Source organism: Pseudoalteromonas luteoviolacea DSM 6061, from assembly GCF_001625655.1.
GTDB classification, from domain to species: domain Bacteria; phylum Pseudomonadota; class Gammaproteobacteria; order Enterobacterales; family Alteromonadaceae; genus Pseudoalteromonas; species Pseudoalteromonas luteoviolacea.
Map to the genome: position 1 here is coordinate 40,030 of NZ_AUYB01000112.1, position 18,365 is coordinate 58,394.

Here is an 18,365-nt window from a genome sequence, read left to right on the forward strand (position 1 = left end):
TCAATTAAGCGTGGAAATCCGTTTTTGAAACTTTCACTTCAGCAACAATGCCTTTACGAATAACAAAATCGCCAAAACACTCTTGTTCATTACGCTCAGCGGCCCATTGACCAATTAATTCGTCCAGCGCAGGTAGGTAAGTTTCTTCGCCCACATTTTCAAGGTACAACTTAGGTACTCGGGTACCTTCGCGATTACCACCAAGGTATACGTTGTACTTCCCAGGACCTTTACCAACTAAACCTACTTCAGCCAACATTGCACGGCCACAGCCATTTGGACAACCAACAACGCGCAGGATGATGTCATCGTTTGGAACTTCATGCTTAGCAAGTAACGCTTCTGTTTTCTCAACTAAGTCAGGTAAATAACGTTCTGCTTCAGCCATTGCTAGCGGACATGTTGGCATTGCAACACACGCCATAGAGCTCTTTCTCTGCTCAGTGTGGGTGTCATCAATCAGACCATGCTCACGAGCAATTTGCTCAATCTGTGCTTTGTCTTCTTCTGCAACACCTGCAATGATAAGGTTTTGGTTCGCTGTCATACGGAAATCACCTTTGTGGATTTCTGCAATCTTGCGACAGCCTGTTTTTAGCGGTTTATCTGGATAATCAAGGATACGACCACTTTGCAAGAATAGTGTTAAGTGGTGCTTACCATCAATGCCTTCAACCCAACCGAAACGATCGCCACGGTGTGTAAATTCGAATGGACGACTTGGCGCAAATTTAACACCTGCACGGTTTTCGACTTCTTCTTTGAAAGCATCAATACCAAACGCATCTAATGTATATTTGGTCTTAGCGTTTTTACGATTAACACGGTTACCCCAGTCACGCTGTACACTTACAACGTGCTCTGCCACAGCTAAGGTGTGCTCTAGCGGAATAAAACCAAAGTCATCGGCACGACGCGGATAGGTATTCACATCACCGTGCGTCATAGCCAGACCACCACCAACTAGAACATTAAAACCAACTAACTTACCTTCTTCAGCTATTGCGACAAAGTTCAAGTCATTTGCATGGACATCCACTTCGTTATTTGGAGGAATAGTTACAGTCGTTTTAAACTTACGCGGTAGGTAAGTAGAACCTAAAATCGGCTCTAAGTCGGTTGAATCTTTACGCTCGCCATTCAGCCAAATTTCTAAATAAGCACGCGTCTTTGGTAGTAAATGCTCAGAGATTTTAGCTGCCCACTCATAGGCTTCTTGATGTAATTCTGACTCTACTGGATTAGTGGTACACAACACGTTTCGGTTTACGTCACCAGCCGTCGCAATTGAGTCGATCCCCACATCATGCAAAGTTAAGTGCATTTCTTTGATATGTGGCTTTAACACACCATGAAACTGGAACGTTTGGCGAGTTGTCAGGCGGATACTGCCGTAAGAGGTTTTGTCTTCAGCAAATTTATCAATCGCTAGCCACTGCTCTGGCTTGATAATACCGCCAGGCATACGTGCACGTAACATGACATTGTGCAGCGGCTCAAGTTTTTGCTTAGCACGCTCTGCACGAATATCGCGGTCATCTTGCTGATACATTCCGTGGAAACGGATCAGCTGAAAATTATCTTTGGTAAAACCACCTGTTAGTTGGTCACCTAAATCTGTTTCAATGGTGCCACGTAAGTGCTGACTCTCTGTTTTTAATCGCTCATTGTCAGCAAATTTAGCAGCGGGATCGTGCTTACTATTTGGCTTGTAGTCTTGGTTGCTCATTGTTGTTCCTAAATTCGTATGCTGTGACGGTAAATAAGTGCGTTACGACGTCTATTAGTAGACGTCTTTTTGATAACGGTTAGCACTACGCAGCTCTTTTAAATATTGCTCGGCCTGCTCATCGTCTTTCCCGCCATGGGTCTTAACAATGTCCAACAGTGCCTGGTGCACATCTTTAGCCATACGCGTGGCATCACCACAAACGTAGAAATGTGCACCCTTCTCTAACCAAGCAAAAACCTCTGCGCCCTTCTCACGAATACGATCTTGGACGTAAATTTTCTCTGCCTGGTCCCGACTAAATGCCAAATCAACACGATTCAGCAGTCCAGACTTCACATACCCTTGAACTTCTACTTGGTATAAGAAATCTTGTGTAAAGTGTGGGTTGCCAAAGAACAACCAGTTTTCACCTTCCGCTTCACGCGCATCACGCTCTTGCAAAAATGCTCTGAATGGCGCGATACCTGTACCTGGACCAACCATAATCACTGGCGTGTTATCGTCAGTTGGCAAACGGAAGTTGTCATTGTGTTCACTGAATACTTTTACTTTTGTGCCTTCTTCAACGCGATGTGCCAAGAAGCCCGAGCAACCACCATAATGTTGCTCACCAAACGCTTCGAACTCAACCAGGCCAACAGTCAAGTGAACTTCTTCTTCCACTTCCGCCTGACTTGAAGCAATTGAATACAAACGTGCTTGGATTTTACGGCAGCACTCTACAAGTGTTTGCGCATCAATATCACTTGGATTTTGTCTAATCACATCAAATATCTGACGCGCTTCCAAATACTCACGTAAAGCTGCTTTATCAGTAATTAGCTGAGCAAGTTCCTCATTCCCAGTAGCCGCTGCATACTTCTCAACAAAACCTGGATAAGACTGTGTTAACTCAAGCTTTTCAATCAGTGCATCACGGACAGTTAGGGTATCATCGCCCAGCTTAACTTCTGTTGCAGGTGCGATATTTAAAGCACCTAATACATCATCAACTAACGCTTCATCATTTAAGAAGTACACACCTAACGCATCACCTGGCTGATAACTGATATCAGATCCGTCTAAATCGATTTCGATGTGGCGTACATCTTTGGTCGAATCACGACCTGTAATTTTAACCGCGGAAGAGATTTCAGCAGTAAATGGGTTTTGCTTGGTGTACTGACTGTGTGCCGCTTGTGGCGCCCCAAAAGGTGCACTAACTACATTTGCTCCACCTGCACTTTGCTGTGCCTTTAACTCTGGCTCGAATGCATCCAGTGCCGAAGCAATCCAAGTTTCTGCCTGCTCTTCATAATCAACATCTAAATCAGCACGTGCAACCACACTTTCAGCGCCTAGCTTTTGTAAACGCTCTTCAAAATCAATGGCGGTTTGACAGAAAAACTCATAGCTTGAATCACCAAGTCCAAGTACGGCAATTTTTACCCCATCTAATTTAGGCGCTTTTTTACCAACTAAGAACTCATGCAGATTTTCTGCATCTTCTGGTGGCTCACCTTCACCATATGTAGATACCGCAACCGCGATGAATTTTTCTTTCTTCAAGTTGCTCGGCTTATAATCAGCCATGTTAACCAATTTGGCTGTTAACCCGCGAGCCTTCGCTTGCGCTTCCAGCTGTGCAGCAACGCCTTTTGCGTTACCTGTTTGCGAACCAAATAAAATAGTAAGTGGTGCCGCTTCTTGTGCAGGTGCAGCCGCCTCTCCAATTATGCCACCGAGCGCCGCAGTATTGGCATTTGCAGCCAAGTAACCACTCACCCAAGCTTGTTGAATTGGATTTAGCTCAGCCACCAACCCTTGTAACTTTTGCAGTTGTTCTTGTGAAAGCGGACTTGCCGCAGCACTCAGTTGACTTAACAACATTGATTATTCCCCGTAACCCATTTCGTTTACTTGCTATCGCACCTGACTGTGCAGGTCATTTAATAGCATGCAGGATACTGTTCCTATCTAACAAAAAAAAGAACAGTATCTGCTTTGTTATTCCTTTTAGTTATGAAAAGAAAAAAACTCCAAATAAAACAGATTAAACATCTCGATCATTTTTTGATCAAAAGTTATTTAACATTTTAATAACTGTAAAGTACATTATCTGACCTTAATTTCCATACACGAAACAATAAGAGAAAAAAATGAAACACAGTAACAAATACAGGAACAGCTTAAATACTACTGTTTTAATTGGATTATTTGTTCCTATAGTAAGTGCAAACGTCAGTAATGGTAGCTTCGAGAATTGGCAACAAAACACACCGAGCAATTGGTCTACTATTGACACTGGAATTACAATAAATCAAGTAGGCTCCCCCCTTAAAGATGGTCAAAGCGCTGCTGAAGTCGTCGTCAAGACCGCTACACAGGGGAATACAGACTTGCGTCAGACTATTTCCGTTATAGGTGGACAAAACTACACTTTCAGTACTTGGGTTTATCACACTGAAGGGAATGTGAAAGCAAGGTTGTACGTTGATGGTTACCGTGGTTATTCAAACGAAAATCAAACGGGACAATGGCAACAACTCAGCTATCAATATACCGCGAGTAGCAGTAAAGATATCGAAGTAGGCCTGCGATTTTATGATACAAGCGGATTTGATGGCTCAGAAATTGTTTATGTTGATCACTTTACCCCCAGTGACTCAACTACCACTCCACCGCCACCTCCTCCCCCGCAATGCCAGCAAAACTCAGTTCAATTCAAACTCATCACCGATAACTACGCCAGCGAAACCAGTTGGGAATTGAAAAACCAACAAGGGCAAGTGATCAACCGCGGTAGCGGATATGCAAATACCACCACCTATACTGAATCAATGTGTTTAGCTGATGACACCTACACATTCGTGATTTCCGATAGCTATGGCGATGGTATTTGCTGCTCGCAGGGTAATGGTAGTTATGAGTTGACCTTTAACGGTCAAGTTCTAGCTGCTGGTGGCCAATTTACCAATCAAGAGCAAAAACAATTTACACTGGGCAGTGACGGCGGTGATGGTGGTGGAGGCCAAGATCCAACGGGTTATTATGCATCTGCGGCAGGTCTGACTGGTTTTACTCTCAAGTCCCAATTGCATACCATCATCAAAGATCACAACAATCGCGGTTACAGCGCGCTGTGGTCATTCATAGACCAGTACGAACGCGATAATTACTTTGAAAAAGACAATACTGTACTCGACAGATATTCTGAAAAACCGACCACAGCTGATTCAGTAAACTTCACAGCAGTAGGTGACCAGTGCGGTAGCTACCGTGTAGAAGGTGACTGCTACAATCGCGAACATTCATTTCCAAAAAGTTGGTTTGGCGGCAAGATAGAGCCAATGAATTCAGATGTGCATCATATCTTTGCGTCAGACGGTTTTGTCAATGCGAAGCGCAACAGCTACCCGTTTGGAGAGGTTGGCAGCGCTAGCTATACCTCGAGCAATGGCAGTAAGCTTGGCAGCGCTAGTGGCATCAATTACTCTGGAACTGTTTTTGAACCTATTGATCAGTTTAAAGGAGATATTGCTCGCATTTATTTCTATATGGCAACTCGCTATGAAAATGTTGTTGCAGGCTGGCAGAACAAATCAAGTTACGGTAATGATGTTTTGAACGGCACCACAAACGTCGTATTTGAGCCTTGGGTTGTCGCTTTACTTAAACGCTGGCATCAGCAAGATCCAGTCGATGATGTAGAGCGCGCTCGTAACCAAGCGGCGTTTGAATTCCAAGGTAACCGTAATCCGTACGTTGACCACCCAGAATTTGTCGACAAAATTTGGTAACTTTGTTTAATCCCTGAGTAGGTTTCACTCAGGTGAAAAGAAAAAAGCGGCCTAATCCATTAGGCCGCGTAACATACTCAGCGCAGAGTCTACGTGAGTGTTTAATAAAGGTAAGCTAACCTTCTTCCTATCCTGTAAACCGTTTTGATATTCCACCACCGCCGCGATTTACAAGTGTACTTACCTTGGCTCTATCGTTAAGGGAGATAAAGTCATTTTCGCGTTATTGCTCGCCCCCATCAGGTTGTTGTATTGGCGATTTTCAAATAACGTATAAAATACATCTACATAGTCATCATCATTAGTAAACCAGTGACTTGGCATTGCCTTGATTAACTCGTTCGTTAATTGCGGAATAATGGCATAACCTTGGACATTTGGATCAGGGATCAGTCTCATCACTTGCGTTACGATATTAAGGAAAGTAGATGCCAGCTCTTGATAATTTGTATTGTCATCATGTTCCATCAACAGAACATCAGCCGCCTGCCAGCGATACCTTTCCCAGTGAATCAGGATCTGATTAGGCGTGTAATCTTGTCCATCATGGTCTAGGTATGGTAGATCCACTACATCTAAAGCGGGCTCATCTCGTGTTGGGCTAACACCATTGACGACTGCATAGACCTCTGCAGCACCTGAGATCCATGGTTCTTTGTCGTCATTCAAACGAATACGACTAATGACCGACGTTGAGATAGGCGCGGCTTGCTGTACACCAAATTCAGAGCTCGACTGAAAACCGCCACTTGCAATGCGCTCGCGACCTTGGTTGAACACCTTGCGCATTACCTCAACACCTTCACGGTGAACAAGTTGCTTATCTAGCTCAACAACCAAGACTGGCCTGGTGGGCATTTGCTGTGCATCGAGTAAATGCAGCTCGCCATTTGCATCAAATGCCTCAACATGGATCCATTGCGTATCCTCACCGCGTGGTGCAAAAGCAACTAAAGGTACTTGGCCATTTTCCCATTGCGACAACATTGCATCATCAGCTAGGCGCAACTGATAAACATTTTGGCCATCACTAGAGAGCCCTTTCAGCTGTCGAGTTTGCTCACTGGCTTGTACACTCAATTGTGCACTTGCAGTAGGTAAGTCTAATTCAGCAAAACTTAACTTATTCGCGCTATCCAACCGATTTAACCAATTTGCTTGTTTGGCGCTTAGCTGTGCTGCCACAGTTTTAGCTACGACTCTTTTGATGTCTGCCACTTGCATGTTTTGAGTGTTAAATCTGTCTATCGATTGCAACTCAGTATGAGTTGAGATATTTGCTCTCGATGATTGCTCTAATTGGCTCGCAAACGCCGTAGTACTGGCTAACATCAGCACTGAGTTCAGTGCCGCAAACTTAAGTAACCTATTCATAACATTTCCTTGAAATAATCCGTGTGTTTTTTATTTACCCTAAGATAAACAACTTATGTGTGCATAAACACGATAAAACAGCACAATAGATTTATCAAGATATTAATAACAGATTAACATGAAAAAATTAATATCGACGCTATCGTAATGATATTTATAGATTTAGTGGTAAACTTTACAAAAAATGGGATAATTAATTATAACAATAATATGAATTGTCGAATGTTTACACTGTTAAACGTGCCCAATTTTTAGACTTCCATTGAATATCGCTTTATATCACATAGTAATAACTAAAAAACATAAATAACAATCAGATAGATAACCCTTAATGTCACTTAAATGCGGTAGTTATAAATGGCAATTTGTCAATCGAATACTCGCCTTACTAAACGAATAACGAAGCCTATTCAGGTAATTTAAATAATTAAATTAACCTCAACATTTTACCTATTTTGGGTTTTAAATGAAAATAAATGTAAATAAGCTCCGAATTCTAAGTAAAAACTCAAAAAATAGAGAAGTAATAATAGGTGAAATGATCTTTTAAAGAAGCTGTTGGTTAAATAACAAATACCACCAACAGCAATATTGCGAGTTTTGAAAAGTTACTTTTCTATGGGATAAAGTGTGATTTCAATTCCTGCACCTATAGCAGATATACGCAACAGCGTATCCACATCAATGGCCTGAGAATAGCATTTAGGAGAAGTACCTGATGTAAACCCAATATCAAACGTACGCTTTTTGCACCCTAACCACTGCTTTAAAGCCGCCTTAGAACAGGACTCGATTAATTCACACAAGTGATTTATTGCTTTATTGGGACTTGTAACTTCAGCACTTGACTCAATTCTGGCCAGCTCTCTATAGTCATCTTTGTCATAGTGCAGTACTACAGCGTTACGCTTTAGATCCTCAACCAAAGCGGAGATGTCGTGTTTGGACTCTAACTCTAAATCGACATTTAAAAATTGGATTTCTGACATTGCGAATGCGTTACCTTGCTTTGTGATTGGACCTAAGCCCGCTAATTGTTCAACTTATCTACAACAAACTATCATTTTGTGAGCGTAAACCCCACCCAAAAATCATACTTTTGGGTGCGACAATTTGTCACCTTGGATTTTACGTTAATTTCAATAAGCTATCAGCAATTTTGACCAAAAAACAGAGTAATGAATAAAACAACCCTAAAGCCAGCCAGAAAAGTCCACAAATACCTTGGCTATTTGCTCGCACTGCAGATCTTTGCTTGGTTGCTAGGCGGCCTTGTCATGAGTGCTATTCCATTAGACATGGTCCATGGTAAACACCTTGCTCAAAGACAGCTAGTAAACCCATTCAATACAACAGATTACACTGCGAGCTTGGATAAAATAATTGCAGATATTGCCAATTTACAAAAAATAGAATACACCCACTTTCTCGACCAACCCGTTATCAAAGTCAGTGCCGATAAAACCATATATTTTGATGGTAAGTATGGTCTTCCTATACCAGCGCCAACTGAAGCTCAAATTAGCCAACAAGCAAAAGCTCACTACTTGGGTAGCGCACCACAAGCGAGCATTGAACATCTTGAAGAAGGACCCCGAGAAGTACAGTATCGCAGACACATTTGGCGTGTTGTCTATGCCGACTGGGTAAATACCACTATTTATTTGGATGCTATCAGCGGTCAAGTCATCACTGTGCGCAGTACACTATGGCGCATATTCGATTTTTTCTGGATGCTGCACATCATGGACTACGATGAACGAGACGATTTCAATAACCCGTTGCTAATCTCTTTTTCCGCGACAAGTGTATTGTTTTGTATTTCGGGCATGATTTTGCTCATGCAATCACCGCCATGGCGGCGCAGACGCATTCAACGTAATTAATCACACCCGCACTTGAATTTCGTTATGATGAACATAGTCCTGAAGTCCACCCTAGGTGAGAGGCATGTTCAACGTTTTACCTTTGGGCGTGATACTACTGATTTTTACAACCGGTGGTCACGCCCAATCATTTGATAGCTTTTACAAAGCAAAAAAATACTTAACGCGTCAAATCGCGCCACACGATACAACTTTATATTGCGGCTGTGAGATTAAAAAACAGGGTAAGAAACTTGTTCCAGATCCAACTGCCTGTGGCTATCGACCCAGAAAACCCATTACACGCAGTGGCAAACCTAATATACGAGCAACAAGAATTGAGTGGGAACATATTGTACCCGCTTGGGAATTTGGCCACCAATTACAGTGTTGGCAACAAGGTGGTCGGAAAAACTGCCGTAAAGTGAGTGCTAAGTTTCGCCAAATGGAAACGGATATCAATAACCTTGCACCAGCAATAGGTGAAATCAATGCAGATCGCAGCAACTTTCGCTTTGGCGTACTGCCCCATGCTTCCTATCAACATGGTGCATGTGAAGTCAAAATTGATTTTAAGCAACGCGTAATAGAACCGCCTCACTACGCACGAAAAAAAATTGCTAACGCGTATTTCTATATGCAAAAAACCTATGGGCTCAAGCTCAGTGAACGACAGCAAAAACTCTTCACGATTTGGGCAAATGATTATAAATGAACCTTCTCAAATGAATAAAATTATATTCGAACAAAATAGGAACAAGCTCCCGTATTTTCGTTGTAATCTTGCACGACAGTTGATAATTTGGGCTCATAATACTTAGAGTAATAGTACAGATTGAAAGCACATCTCGATTTATGGGGTCTATTTTCTATAACGGCCAGTGCTTTAACATATAGGAACGGGATATGAGATTAATGAACAAACTCTACCTTGCTATCGGCATAGCAATGACGACAACAATGCTAGCTGGATGTGGAGGCTCCTCAGGTGGCGGCTCAAGCTCAAATAATAACAATAACGTTGTAACTCCACCAGCACCGCAAAATACCGCTCCGACTTGGCAAGCAGGTCAATTTCTTGCGTCAAATCAGTTTGCTAATTTATGTGAATCTCCACGCTCAGGCATCGACCCATTTGAAAATACACCCTACCCAGATGCTGCTGGTACAGCCATGCATGAAAAAATGTGGTTGCGTTCATTCAGCAATGAAACATACCTTTGGTATGATGAAATTATCGACAATGATCCTAATCAATTTTCTTCTGTTGCGGCCTACTTTGCCCAACTGAAAACACCACTCAAAACAGCAAGTGGCCGAGATAAAGATGAATTCCACTTTAGTGAAAGCTACGAAGATTTCAAAAAAGAGTCTCAAGACGGGGTATCGGCTAGTTTTGGTATCACTTGGACGATACCTCAATCTCGCATGGCCTATGTTGCCTATATCACTGCCAATTCACCCGCAGCGCAAGCGGGCATAAAACGCGGTGATCGACTACTCAAAGTGGGTGATTTAGACTTCGCAACATTTAATAGCAATAATAGCGCGCAGTATAGCCAAATTATCAGTGCATTTTCTCCAGCCAAAGATCAAACTGTCGAACTGACATTGCTTGCTCAAAATGGTGAGCAAAAGCAAGTTTCCTTAACCGCATTAGACCTAGAGCTTGAGCCCGTTCGCAATACTCAGGTGATTGACTTTGAAGGTAAGCGTGTTGGCTACATGCAATTTAATCAATTTATCGCCAGTGCGCAGCCCGGGCTTATTAGTGGCTTCAGCCAGTTTAATAACCTAGACGAGCTAGTGTTGGATATGCGCTATAACGGTGGTGGATTGGTATTTCAAGCATCACAGGTCGCTTATATGATTGCCGGTGATCAGCATAACAATCGTAATTTTTCAGTTAAAACTCACAACGATAAATTAAGCTCACAAAATGAGCCACTTGGATTTGTCGACCAGTCAATTAATTGGAGTACATTGACATACAATGACGATAAGCTACCTGCTGCAAATATGAAACGCGTATATATGCTTACTACCGGCGGTACTGCTTCAGCAAGTGAAAGCGTGATAAATGCCCTTCGCGGCATCGATATCGAAGTGATTTTGATAGGTGATGATACCCGTGGAAAACCTTATGGTTTTGTACCGCAGCAAAATTGCGGCACTGTGTACTATACTATCCAAAATAAATCGGCAAACAACAAAGGGTTTGGCGACTATGAAGACGGATTCATTATCACGCCAGATACACAATTGATAGGTGAAATAGGTCTCGATGCAAAAGTGCCTGGCTGTCAGATATCAGATGACTTTAGTAAAGCATTAGGTGACCAATCTGAAGGCTTGTTAGCTGGTGCATTGCACCATATGACCACCGGAAGTTGCCCGGTCAGTACTGAGCGTGCAGCGCGTGCAACAATACAAGATACTGGTTCAAAAGATATGCATAACGACTTTAATGTGCCTTATCACCCATTAAGACATGGCGCTATTTTCACGCCAATGCAAGAGCCTAAACATGACTAAACCAAGGCTTTTAACTGTGTTTCTGGCACTCCTCGTGAGTGCTTGCCACAGTAGTAATCACTCTCAACCGCTACCGGCGGTTTTGAGTGCAACATCTCCTTCGGTAATTTTAGAGTTGCAACAAGCAGTTGTTACCTTGAAGGGAGGCCAACCCCCAACTCTTGCACACAACGTGCTTACACACTCGCCGCAGCTGATCATTACCAGCGGCCAGCTTACCAGTGATCAAGCGATGTTAACTGTGGACTTATCACAGCTCCCTATCAGCGCATTTGAATTGCAATTAAGGGAAAATTTGTGCGTGCTTTATTATTCCAAAGCCGATAAATTTGTGCCTTTACGACACGCTCAGTGTGTTGAATATCGACCCGAGTAACCTAAGTGGCTTAATTGCCACTTCTCAGACAATTAACCATTTGTTTATATTAGCTAACTTGCATCCTAATTGGGGATGAGACACACTACCTTGGCAAAGCCAAGGAGTTATTCATGCACATCACCGACTTATCACCGTTCACCCCAAAGTTACCCTATTCATCCCATTGCATGGCATTTGACGTCAGCCAGTATCAAGATGAAGACTATGCTTTTTTTGGTCAACCTTTTCCAAGCAAGTTGCAGCGTGCTGTCGCCAAAAGAAAAGCTGAATATTTGGCAGGTAGAGTATGCGCGTCTCGCGCAATGAAGTCATGTGGCATCGCAAATTTTACCCTTCATAGTGCAGAAGATCGTTCGCCTATTTGGCCTGAAAATATTCGAGGTACGATAACACACAGCAAAGGCATCGCCATGGCGATGGTGAGTGACAGCATTGATGTGTTAGGTATTGGCATTGATATAGAGCATCATATGACTGAAAAACAAGAGCAGGAGCTACGCAGTCAAATATTGAGAGATGATGAGCATGATGCCTTTGAGTTACTTCGCACTTACCATCAAAAGCCGCTAACGATCGTATTTTCCGCGAAAGAGAGTATCTACAAAGCACTGTATGGACAAGTACAAACTTTCTTTGGCTTTGATGCAGCGCAACTTATCAAATGCGACGAGTATCGATTACAGTTTTCTCTTACGAAAACACTCCATGATGATTTACCCAAGGGCACCGAAATTACGGTGTATTACCAGTCAGTACAAAATATGGTGTTGACTGAATGCGTAAATCTCAAACGATAAAGCATTAAAAAACGGTGCCTAAGCACCGTTTTTTAGATAGTTAGAAACTGTATTCTAGCTGTAATGCCACTTGCCTTTGCTGACCAAGTTCAACGTAATTCCAGCGACGACTACCTTGTGAATTAATGTATTCACGATCTAACAAGTTATCAACCGTTAAGAAAACGCCCCAGTCTGCAGGCTTATAACCGACACGAGCATTTACAATCGTGCGGCCAGGAATTTCAGGATCGTCTAGCACACGATCGCCATTCTCATCCACCGATTGATAAACTGGCGCAGCAAATTGCTTAGCGCCATCTTGATAGTTCACATTAATGTTTGCTAACCAACCTGTACCGGAGTCGTAATCCACACCTAGATTCGCTGTCCAATTTGGGCTTTTAGGGAATGCTCTGCCAACGAAGTCATCGCCAGTTACCACTTCTGAACGGTTGAATTCAAAAGCTGTGATTTCCGTTTTTGCGTAGCCTAACCCAGCAAATACTTTTACAGTGTCAGACCAAGCATAATCAAGGCTGGTTTCGAAACCTTTAACTTCAGACTTGCCTGCGTTTACAACTTCCAAGTCAAATAAGTTACCCGATAATTGAACACGCACTTGTTGATCACGCCAGTCTATATAGAATGCATTGGCATTAAACACTAAGGTTTCATCAAGCCATGTGCTGCGCAAACTTAGCTCATAGTTATGTGTGTACTCTGGATCATAGGTATAAATTTCGTTACTCGTCGTATTCACACCTAAACCACCAGAACGGTAGCCTTTTTGATAACTTAAGCTGACAGACATATCGTCATTAAACTGAAGTGTTGAGCCAATCTTTGGTAAGAAGGTTGTAAATGACTCCTCAGCTCTAGGCTGAACACCTGAAGCGCGCTGCGCGTTGGCCACAATCAGTTGGTTAACCCCAGTGATCAATTGAGCCATCAATGGATTTTGTGCAAATCCTTGTGGATCTGGCAAAGTGGTTTCTGGTGCCAGCGTCTGGCTCGCTACTGACGAATTAGCACGCGTTTCCTTATCCCAACGCGCACCGCCGAATACAGACCATTGGTCATTAATTTGATATACAAAATCACCAAAAATCGCCTGGTTTTCTACTTCTTCGATCGGATTTGTCGCGCCATTTACTAGTACAGGATCAGCTCCGGCAGCACGATAAATACCAATCACCTGATCAGCCATTGCCTCAGCAGGTAAACCAAGTTGGGTAAACTGCGCAATAAGCTGCTCGCGTACGCCAGTCTCTGCAAACCCATAACTAATTTGAGAATCGGTAGTCATGTTGCGGTCATCATTTGCAACAAAAGCACCAAAGATACCGCTTAACTTGTCACCTGAGTAAGTAAATTTCAGTTCGTGGCCACGACGCTTATCATCATTGGTTTGTTGCCATACATCAGACTTAGCAATGCCGAAGTCACTATCATTCAAACGCGTATAATTGCTGTCGCTATATGAGCCGGTATACGTAACTTGCCATTGTGCTGACAAGTCATAGTCCACATTCAATACCCAGCGGTCCGACTCGTTTTCTGTAAATGCATCGGTATTTATAAATAGATAGCGGTTTGCGAATAGGTCATCTGTTGAATATTTTGGATCAGGAGAGCTATTTGACTGAAAAAGGGTTCCATTTTCGCTGCTGAAGTTGGTGTAGCTTAAACGAGCAGTTAGCTCTGTCATTGCTGAAGGTGTGTAAGCCAAGTTTACACGGACAAAGTCACTTTCTTTGTCATCCATGGTTTTGTTTAGCACTGGATTGTAGATTTCACCATCTTGCTGCTTGTGCTCTGCAGCAATGCGAAACGCTAACTCATCTTTGATTAAACTACCGCCAAATGCCACTGCTGCCTGTTGCTCACCATTTTGACCGAAGATAACACGGGCCTTACCAGAAGGCGTGTGCTCCGCTTCACGAGTTTTAACCACCACCGCACCTGCTAGTGCGCTGCGACCTTGTAGCGTAGACTGAGGTCCACGTAATACTTCAACTTGCTGTGTATCCCAAGTTGAGAATGCACCAGCTGCGGTCATATCTTCAGATAATGCAGCGCCATCCACATAGATGCGTGCTAGGCCACCGTTACCACCACCAGTAATCGTATATGAGTCGATACCACGTATACGATAACCTGTACTAGCGTCACCCGTTACATTCGGTGTGCGCATAGTAATATCGTAAAAGTCTTGAATGTTCTCTTTCTCCATAGCAGCCGCTGTAATTACGGCAACACTGGTGGGAGTTTCTTGCAAACTTCTATCGATCTTCTGCCCGGTAACAACTATTTTTTCCAACTCTTGCTGTTCATCACTCAGCGCAGCACCACTGTGCGCGCTCAATGCTAAGGCAACACCGCAATAAAGTGGAGAAAAACGACCTAGTCGACCTAATGATGCAGACACAGCATCCTCCTTAAAAAATAATTAATAAACAATGATAATCATTATCATTGTACATATTAATTGCATAATTAAGAAAGCGTTTATTTTCTTTTTATTTGTTTTCTATTTAAAAGATCGAAATTTCAGTAATAAAAGTTACATAAATAAGGTGTAAAGCAGGATATAAAAACAAGATTGGAGAAAAGCGAGGTTTTGTTTAGTCAAATTGTAAAAGCAATATCAACAATACTGATTACATGACAGATACAGAAGCGGCCAATGCGCTTCCGTATCTGTAAGTACATAACTGCTATTGATTACACAGCCAATTTACTAGAGAGATGACTAGTACATTCGGTTAAACAGCCATTTTCCATTCGTAGCAACCTATCTGCAAGGTTGAAGTACTTGTCATCATGCGTAATGACAAAAATGGTTTTACCTTTGGCACTAAGTTCTGGAAGCAACTCTTTGTAAAATACATCCTTAAAGACGGGATCCTGATCGGCCGCCCACTCATCGAAGATATAAAACGGCCTATCCTCTAAATAGGTCACTACCAACGCAAGACGCTTACGCTGTCCTTGAGATAGTTTTTGCGTGGTAAACGCACCATCTTTTATGGCCACTTTGTGATGCAGATTAAGCTTCTTGATCAGCGCATTTCCTTTCTCTTGCAATACCTTATCCTGACAATCAAGCAATCTGTCAAATAAGTGGAAGTCACTAAACACAGCGCTAAATAGTTGGCGATAGCCATCAAGTTGCGCAGCTGTAATATGCTTACCATCTACATATAAATCACCTTCTTTTGCTGGATATAGACCACATAACAGCTTAGCGAAGGTTGTTTTTCCGCTGCCATTACCACCCACCAAATAAATGATTTCACCTGTATTTATCGTCAGGTCAATCGGCGTTAATGCAAATACTTCATCGCTTTGTTCGTGATAGTAGCCATGGCTGAGTGCTTTAAGTTCAATCTTGTTAAACTGCGTCAGCTCTGATTGAGATGTCTGTGCAATAAGGTGCATTTCCGTGGTCATTTCAGTAATGGTGTTCGCGGATGCTTTGGCCGCTGCTGCCTTTGGAATAGCTGCGAGCATGACCTCTAATGGCGTCAACATATATAAGAATAATAAGGCAAAACCCGACATAACTTTGGTCGCTTCACTGCCCTGTCCAGATAAGAAGTACAGCGCCCCACCGATGAAAGCAAAAATACTAAACCCACCCCAAGAGGCTGCGTAGTGATAAATCGTCGCCCCCTGCACTCGACGTGTACGCAGAAGCGTAATGGTATCTCCAATGACTTGTTCAACAAAAATTCGACGCTTAGACTTATGTAATTTCAGCTCTTTTGCACCGTCGTAAATAGAGTCAAATTGGCTATAAAGCGTGTCCTGGATCCGTGCAGCTTCTGTCACTTTTTTAAATGCCGTGGCATTAGCTAAGCTATACCCCACAGATCCTATAATTAAAGTTAAGACTGCAAAGATAAACACGCGCCAGTCTAACCAAGCCATATATGCAAAACTGCCCAACACAATCATTGCATTAGTTAAAATGCCCGGTAAACGTTGAAAGAACTCCGAAACACGTAAGCTATGCTCGGTCAAACAAGACTTAATTTTACCAGCGCCCTGTGTTTCAACATCGTTGAACTCAGCATTGACCACATGCTCGGCGACTTGATTCCTGACTGTTGCCTGACTTTGCTCAGTGAGCTGTTCGGCAAATACCTTAGAGCAAAGCTGCAAAATCACCCCTGTAATTGCCAATATAGCAAAATACGTAAACTGCTCGGAACGCGCATCCGCCGAGCTGTTGATGATTTCATTGATCAGCGCAACCAGTGCCACACTCGTCAGACCAAACAAGGTACTGGTGACGGCTGTTGCAACAAAACGCCACCAGGTGGCGCGAATTAGATTAGCAAGCACGTTACTTCTCTTTTAGTTAATTAAGAATAGGACTAGATACAGGACGAGAGCTGTGCAAAAAAATTCATAATCTGGTGTGCTTTTATAAAGCGCACGAGAATTTGCATGTTGTTTGATGTCAGTCAATCACTCAACACCAGCTTTTTAAGGCGCAAATTCATATCGCTACACTCTTTACTTGAGCCAAAGTGCCGCATTTATTAGACAACTTTTCAGCACTGATCACTCCGGCGCGAATATGCACAAAACATAACAATCTTACCTAGCACTAAATCTTTTTGTCATTGACACGTCTTGAACACACATTGAGGGCTGACCGCATTCATTGCAGCAGTCGTATGACAACGCAAAAAGGTTAAATTATGCATGCTGGCGAAATATCCAACTTAGCGCAAGCTCAGTCTTTGGGCGAGTTTCTATTAGATCAAGATTGTCTTTTTGTATCTGGCAATAGCTGTTTGCTTGGCCACGGTATCAAACATCGTTTTAATATTCCCATTGCCAACACTGAGTATTTAGTTGAAGAACTTCAGTCGCAATTGCGTGCACACCAAGGTGACAGTGACAATGCCATTGCCTTTGGCGTACTCCCTTTTTGTAAACATCAAAATGCCCAGTTTATCATTCCAAAAACAGTGGCTCGTTGGGATAAAAATGTTTATAGCCAATGGCTCAATGCGCAAGTGACCGAGCTAGATGCTACGAATAACTCACTGCAAGCAGTACGATACCTCCAAGATCGCACTCATTTTGAGCAAACAGTCAAAGACGCCAAATCGTTATTTGATAGCAACCAGCTCGAAAAAATTGTATTGAGTAAACAAGTTGATTTAGAGTTTTCAAAACCACTCAATCGCAAGCATGTACTCAACCAGCTTTTACAACAAAGTCAGTCGGGTTATCACTTCGCATTTCCAACACAAAACGACGCAGTTTTAATGGGCGTAAGCCCTGAGTTACTGTTAAGAAAGCAGGATCAAACGGTAACCAGTAACCCATTGGCCGGCTCGATCCCTCGAGATCGCTGTGAAAAGGTTGAGGCACAGCGACGATCCGTTTTATTTAGTTCTAAAAAAGATCGCTATGAACACGCCGTCGTGATCGATGATATGCGTCAGCTTTTGGAACCCGTCTGTGACAATTTAAAGATCCCGGCAGAGCCAGATCTACTCAGCACGGCGACCATGTGGCATTTGTCTACAGTGATCTCTGGACACTTAAAAGATCCTCAAACCCACATATTAGATTTGGCCAACCAACTGCACCCTACGCCGGCATTATGTGGCAAACCCACTAAGCCAGCTTATCAACATATCCTCGATCTTGAAGGTCATGATCGCGGTCTATTTTCTGGGATCATTGGTTGGTGCGATCAACATGGCAATGGAGAATGGGTTGTGGTGATCCGCTGCGGAGAACTCAAAGCACAAGTCGCACGCTTATTCGCGGGTGCCGGCATTGTTGCTGCGTCCGATCCTAATTCCGAATGGCTAGAAACCGAAGCCAAACTTAAAACGATGCTGAATGCCCTATCGGTACAGCAAGCTTATTCCAGTTTTAACAAGTAAAAAA

Annotated in this window: 13 protein-coding genes; 7 read left to right on the forward strand and 6 right to left on the reverse strand. The window is 42.8% G+C overall.

Annotation, left to right across the window (positions count from 1 at the left end; translation table 11 throughout):
- Positions 1-4 precede the first annotated feature (4 nt).
- Together cysI and N475_RS15770 are read right to left on the reverse strand one after the other, a co-directional pair.
- Entirely contained in the window at positions 5-1,729 is a 1,725-nt protein-coding gene (cysI, locus tag N475_RS15765; RefSeq protein ID WP_063365563.1) for an assimilatory sulfite reductase (NADPH) hemoprotein subunit, read from the reverse strand.
- A 54-nt stretch (positions 1,730-1,783) separates the two neighbouring features.
- Positions 1,784-3,601: an assimilatory sulfite reductase (NADPH) flavoprotein subunit gene (locus N475_RS15770; RefSeq protein WP_063358476.1), complete on the reverse strand. Its 1,818-nt coding sequence runs from the start codon at positions 3,599-3,601 to the stop codon at positions 1,784-1,786.
- A gap of 269 nt (positions 3,602-3,870) precedes the next feature.
- Here N475_RS15770 and N475_RS15775 point away from each other — a divergent pair, with 269 nt between their 5' ends.
- The gene (locus N475_RS15775) at positions 3,871-5,511 is read left to right on the forward strand and encodes an endonuclease (protein WP_063358477.1); all 1,641 of its coding nucleotides are present in this window, start codon (positions 3,871-3,873) and stop codon (positions 5,509-5,511) included.
- A gap of 180 nt (positions 5,512-5,691) precedes the next feature.
- Here N475_RS15775 and N475_RS15780 read toward each other — a convergent pair whose 3' ends face one another.
- Together N475_RS15780 and N475_RS15785 are read right to left on the reverse strand one after the other, a co-directional pair.
- On the reverse strand, positions 5,692-6,885 hold the full coding sequence (locus N475_RS15780; protein WP_063358478.1) for a DUF3103 family protein: 1,194 nt from the start codon (positions 6,883-6,885) through the stop codon (positions 5,692-5,694).
- A 608-nt stretch (positions 6,886-7,493) separates the two neighbouring features.
- Entirely contained in the window at positions 7,494-7,874 is a 381-nt protein-coding gene (locus tag N475_RS15785) for a hypothetical protein (protein WP_063358479.1), read from the reverse strand.
- A gap of 189 nt (positions 7,875-8,063) precedes the next feature.
- Between N475_RS15785 and N475_RS15790 the strand changes: the two genes are divergently transcribed.
- From N475_RS15790 to N475_RS15810, 5 genes are all read left to right on the forward strand, one after another.
- Positions 8,064-8,771: a hypothetical protein gene (locus N475_RS15790; RefSeq protein ID WP_063358480.1), complete on the forward strand. Its 708-nt coding sequence runs from the start codon at positions 8,064-8,066 to the stop codon at positions 8,769-8,771.
- Positions 8,772-8,835: 64 nt separating this feature from the next.
- Entirely contained in the window at positions 8,836-9,465 is a 630-nt protein-coding gene (locus tag N475_RS15795) for an endonuclease (protein ID WP_063365564.1), read from the forward strand.
- Between the two features lie 191 nt (positions 9,466-9,656).
- Positions 9,657-11,285: a S41 family peptidase gene (locus tag N475_RS15800; RefSeq protein WP_227008458.1), complete on the forward strand. Its 1,629-nt coding sequence runs from the start codon at positions 9,657-9,659 to the stop codon at positions 11,283-11,285.
- Positions 11,278-11,661: a hypothetical protein gene (locus tag N475_RS15805; protein WP_063365565.1), complete on the forward strand. Its 384-nt coding sequence runs from the start codon at positions 11,278-11,280 to the stop codon at positions 11,659-11,661. The genes N475_RS15800 and N475_RS15805 overlap by 8 nt, the downstream gene beginning before the upstream one ends.
- Positions 11,662-11,774: 113 nt before the next feature.
- The gene (locus N475_RS15810; protein ID WP_063365566.1) at positions 11,775-12,461 is read left to right on the forward strand and encodes a 4'-phosphopantetheinyl transferase family protein; all 687 of its coding nucleotides are present in this window, start codon (positions 11,775-11,777) and stop codon (positions 12,459-12,461) included.
- Positions 12,462-12,501: 40 nt separating this feature from the next.
- On the opposite strand, the gene N475_RS15815 is transcribed toward N475_RS15810, so the two are convergent.
- Both N475_RS15815 and N475_RS15820 read right to left on the reverse strand, forming a co-directional pair.
- Positions 12,502-14,871: a TonB-dependent receptor gene (locus tag N475_RS15815; protein ID WP_063358484.1), complete on the reverse strand. Its 2,370-nt coding sequence runs from the start codon at positions 14,869-14,871 to the stop codon at positions 12,502-12,504.
- Between the two features lie 296 nt (positions 14,872-15,167).
- Positions 15,168-16,793, reverse strand: coding sequence for a cyclic peptide export ABC transporter (locus N475_RS15820; RefSeq protein WP_063358485.1), 1,626 nt, complete (start codon positions 16,791-16,793; stop codon positions 15,168-15,170).
- A 362-nt stretch (positions 16,794-17,155) separates the two neighbouring features.
- Between N475_RS15820 and N475_RS15825 the strand changes: the two genes are divergently transcribed.
- The gene (locus N475_RS15825; RefSeq protein ID WP_063358486.1) at positions 17,156-18,361 is read left to right on the forward strand and encodes an isochorismate synthase; all 1,206 of its coding nucleotides are present in this window, start codon (positions 17,156-17,158) and stop codon (positions 18,359-18,361) included.
- The last annotated feature ends 4 nt before the right edge of the window (positions 18,362-18,365 follow it).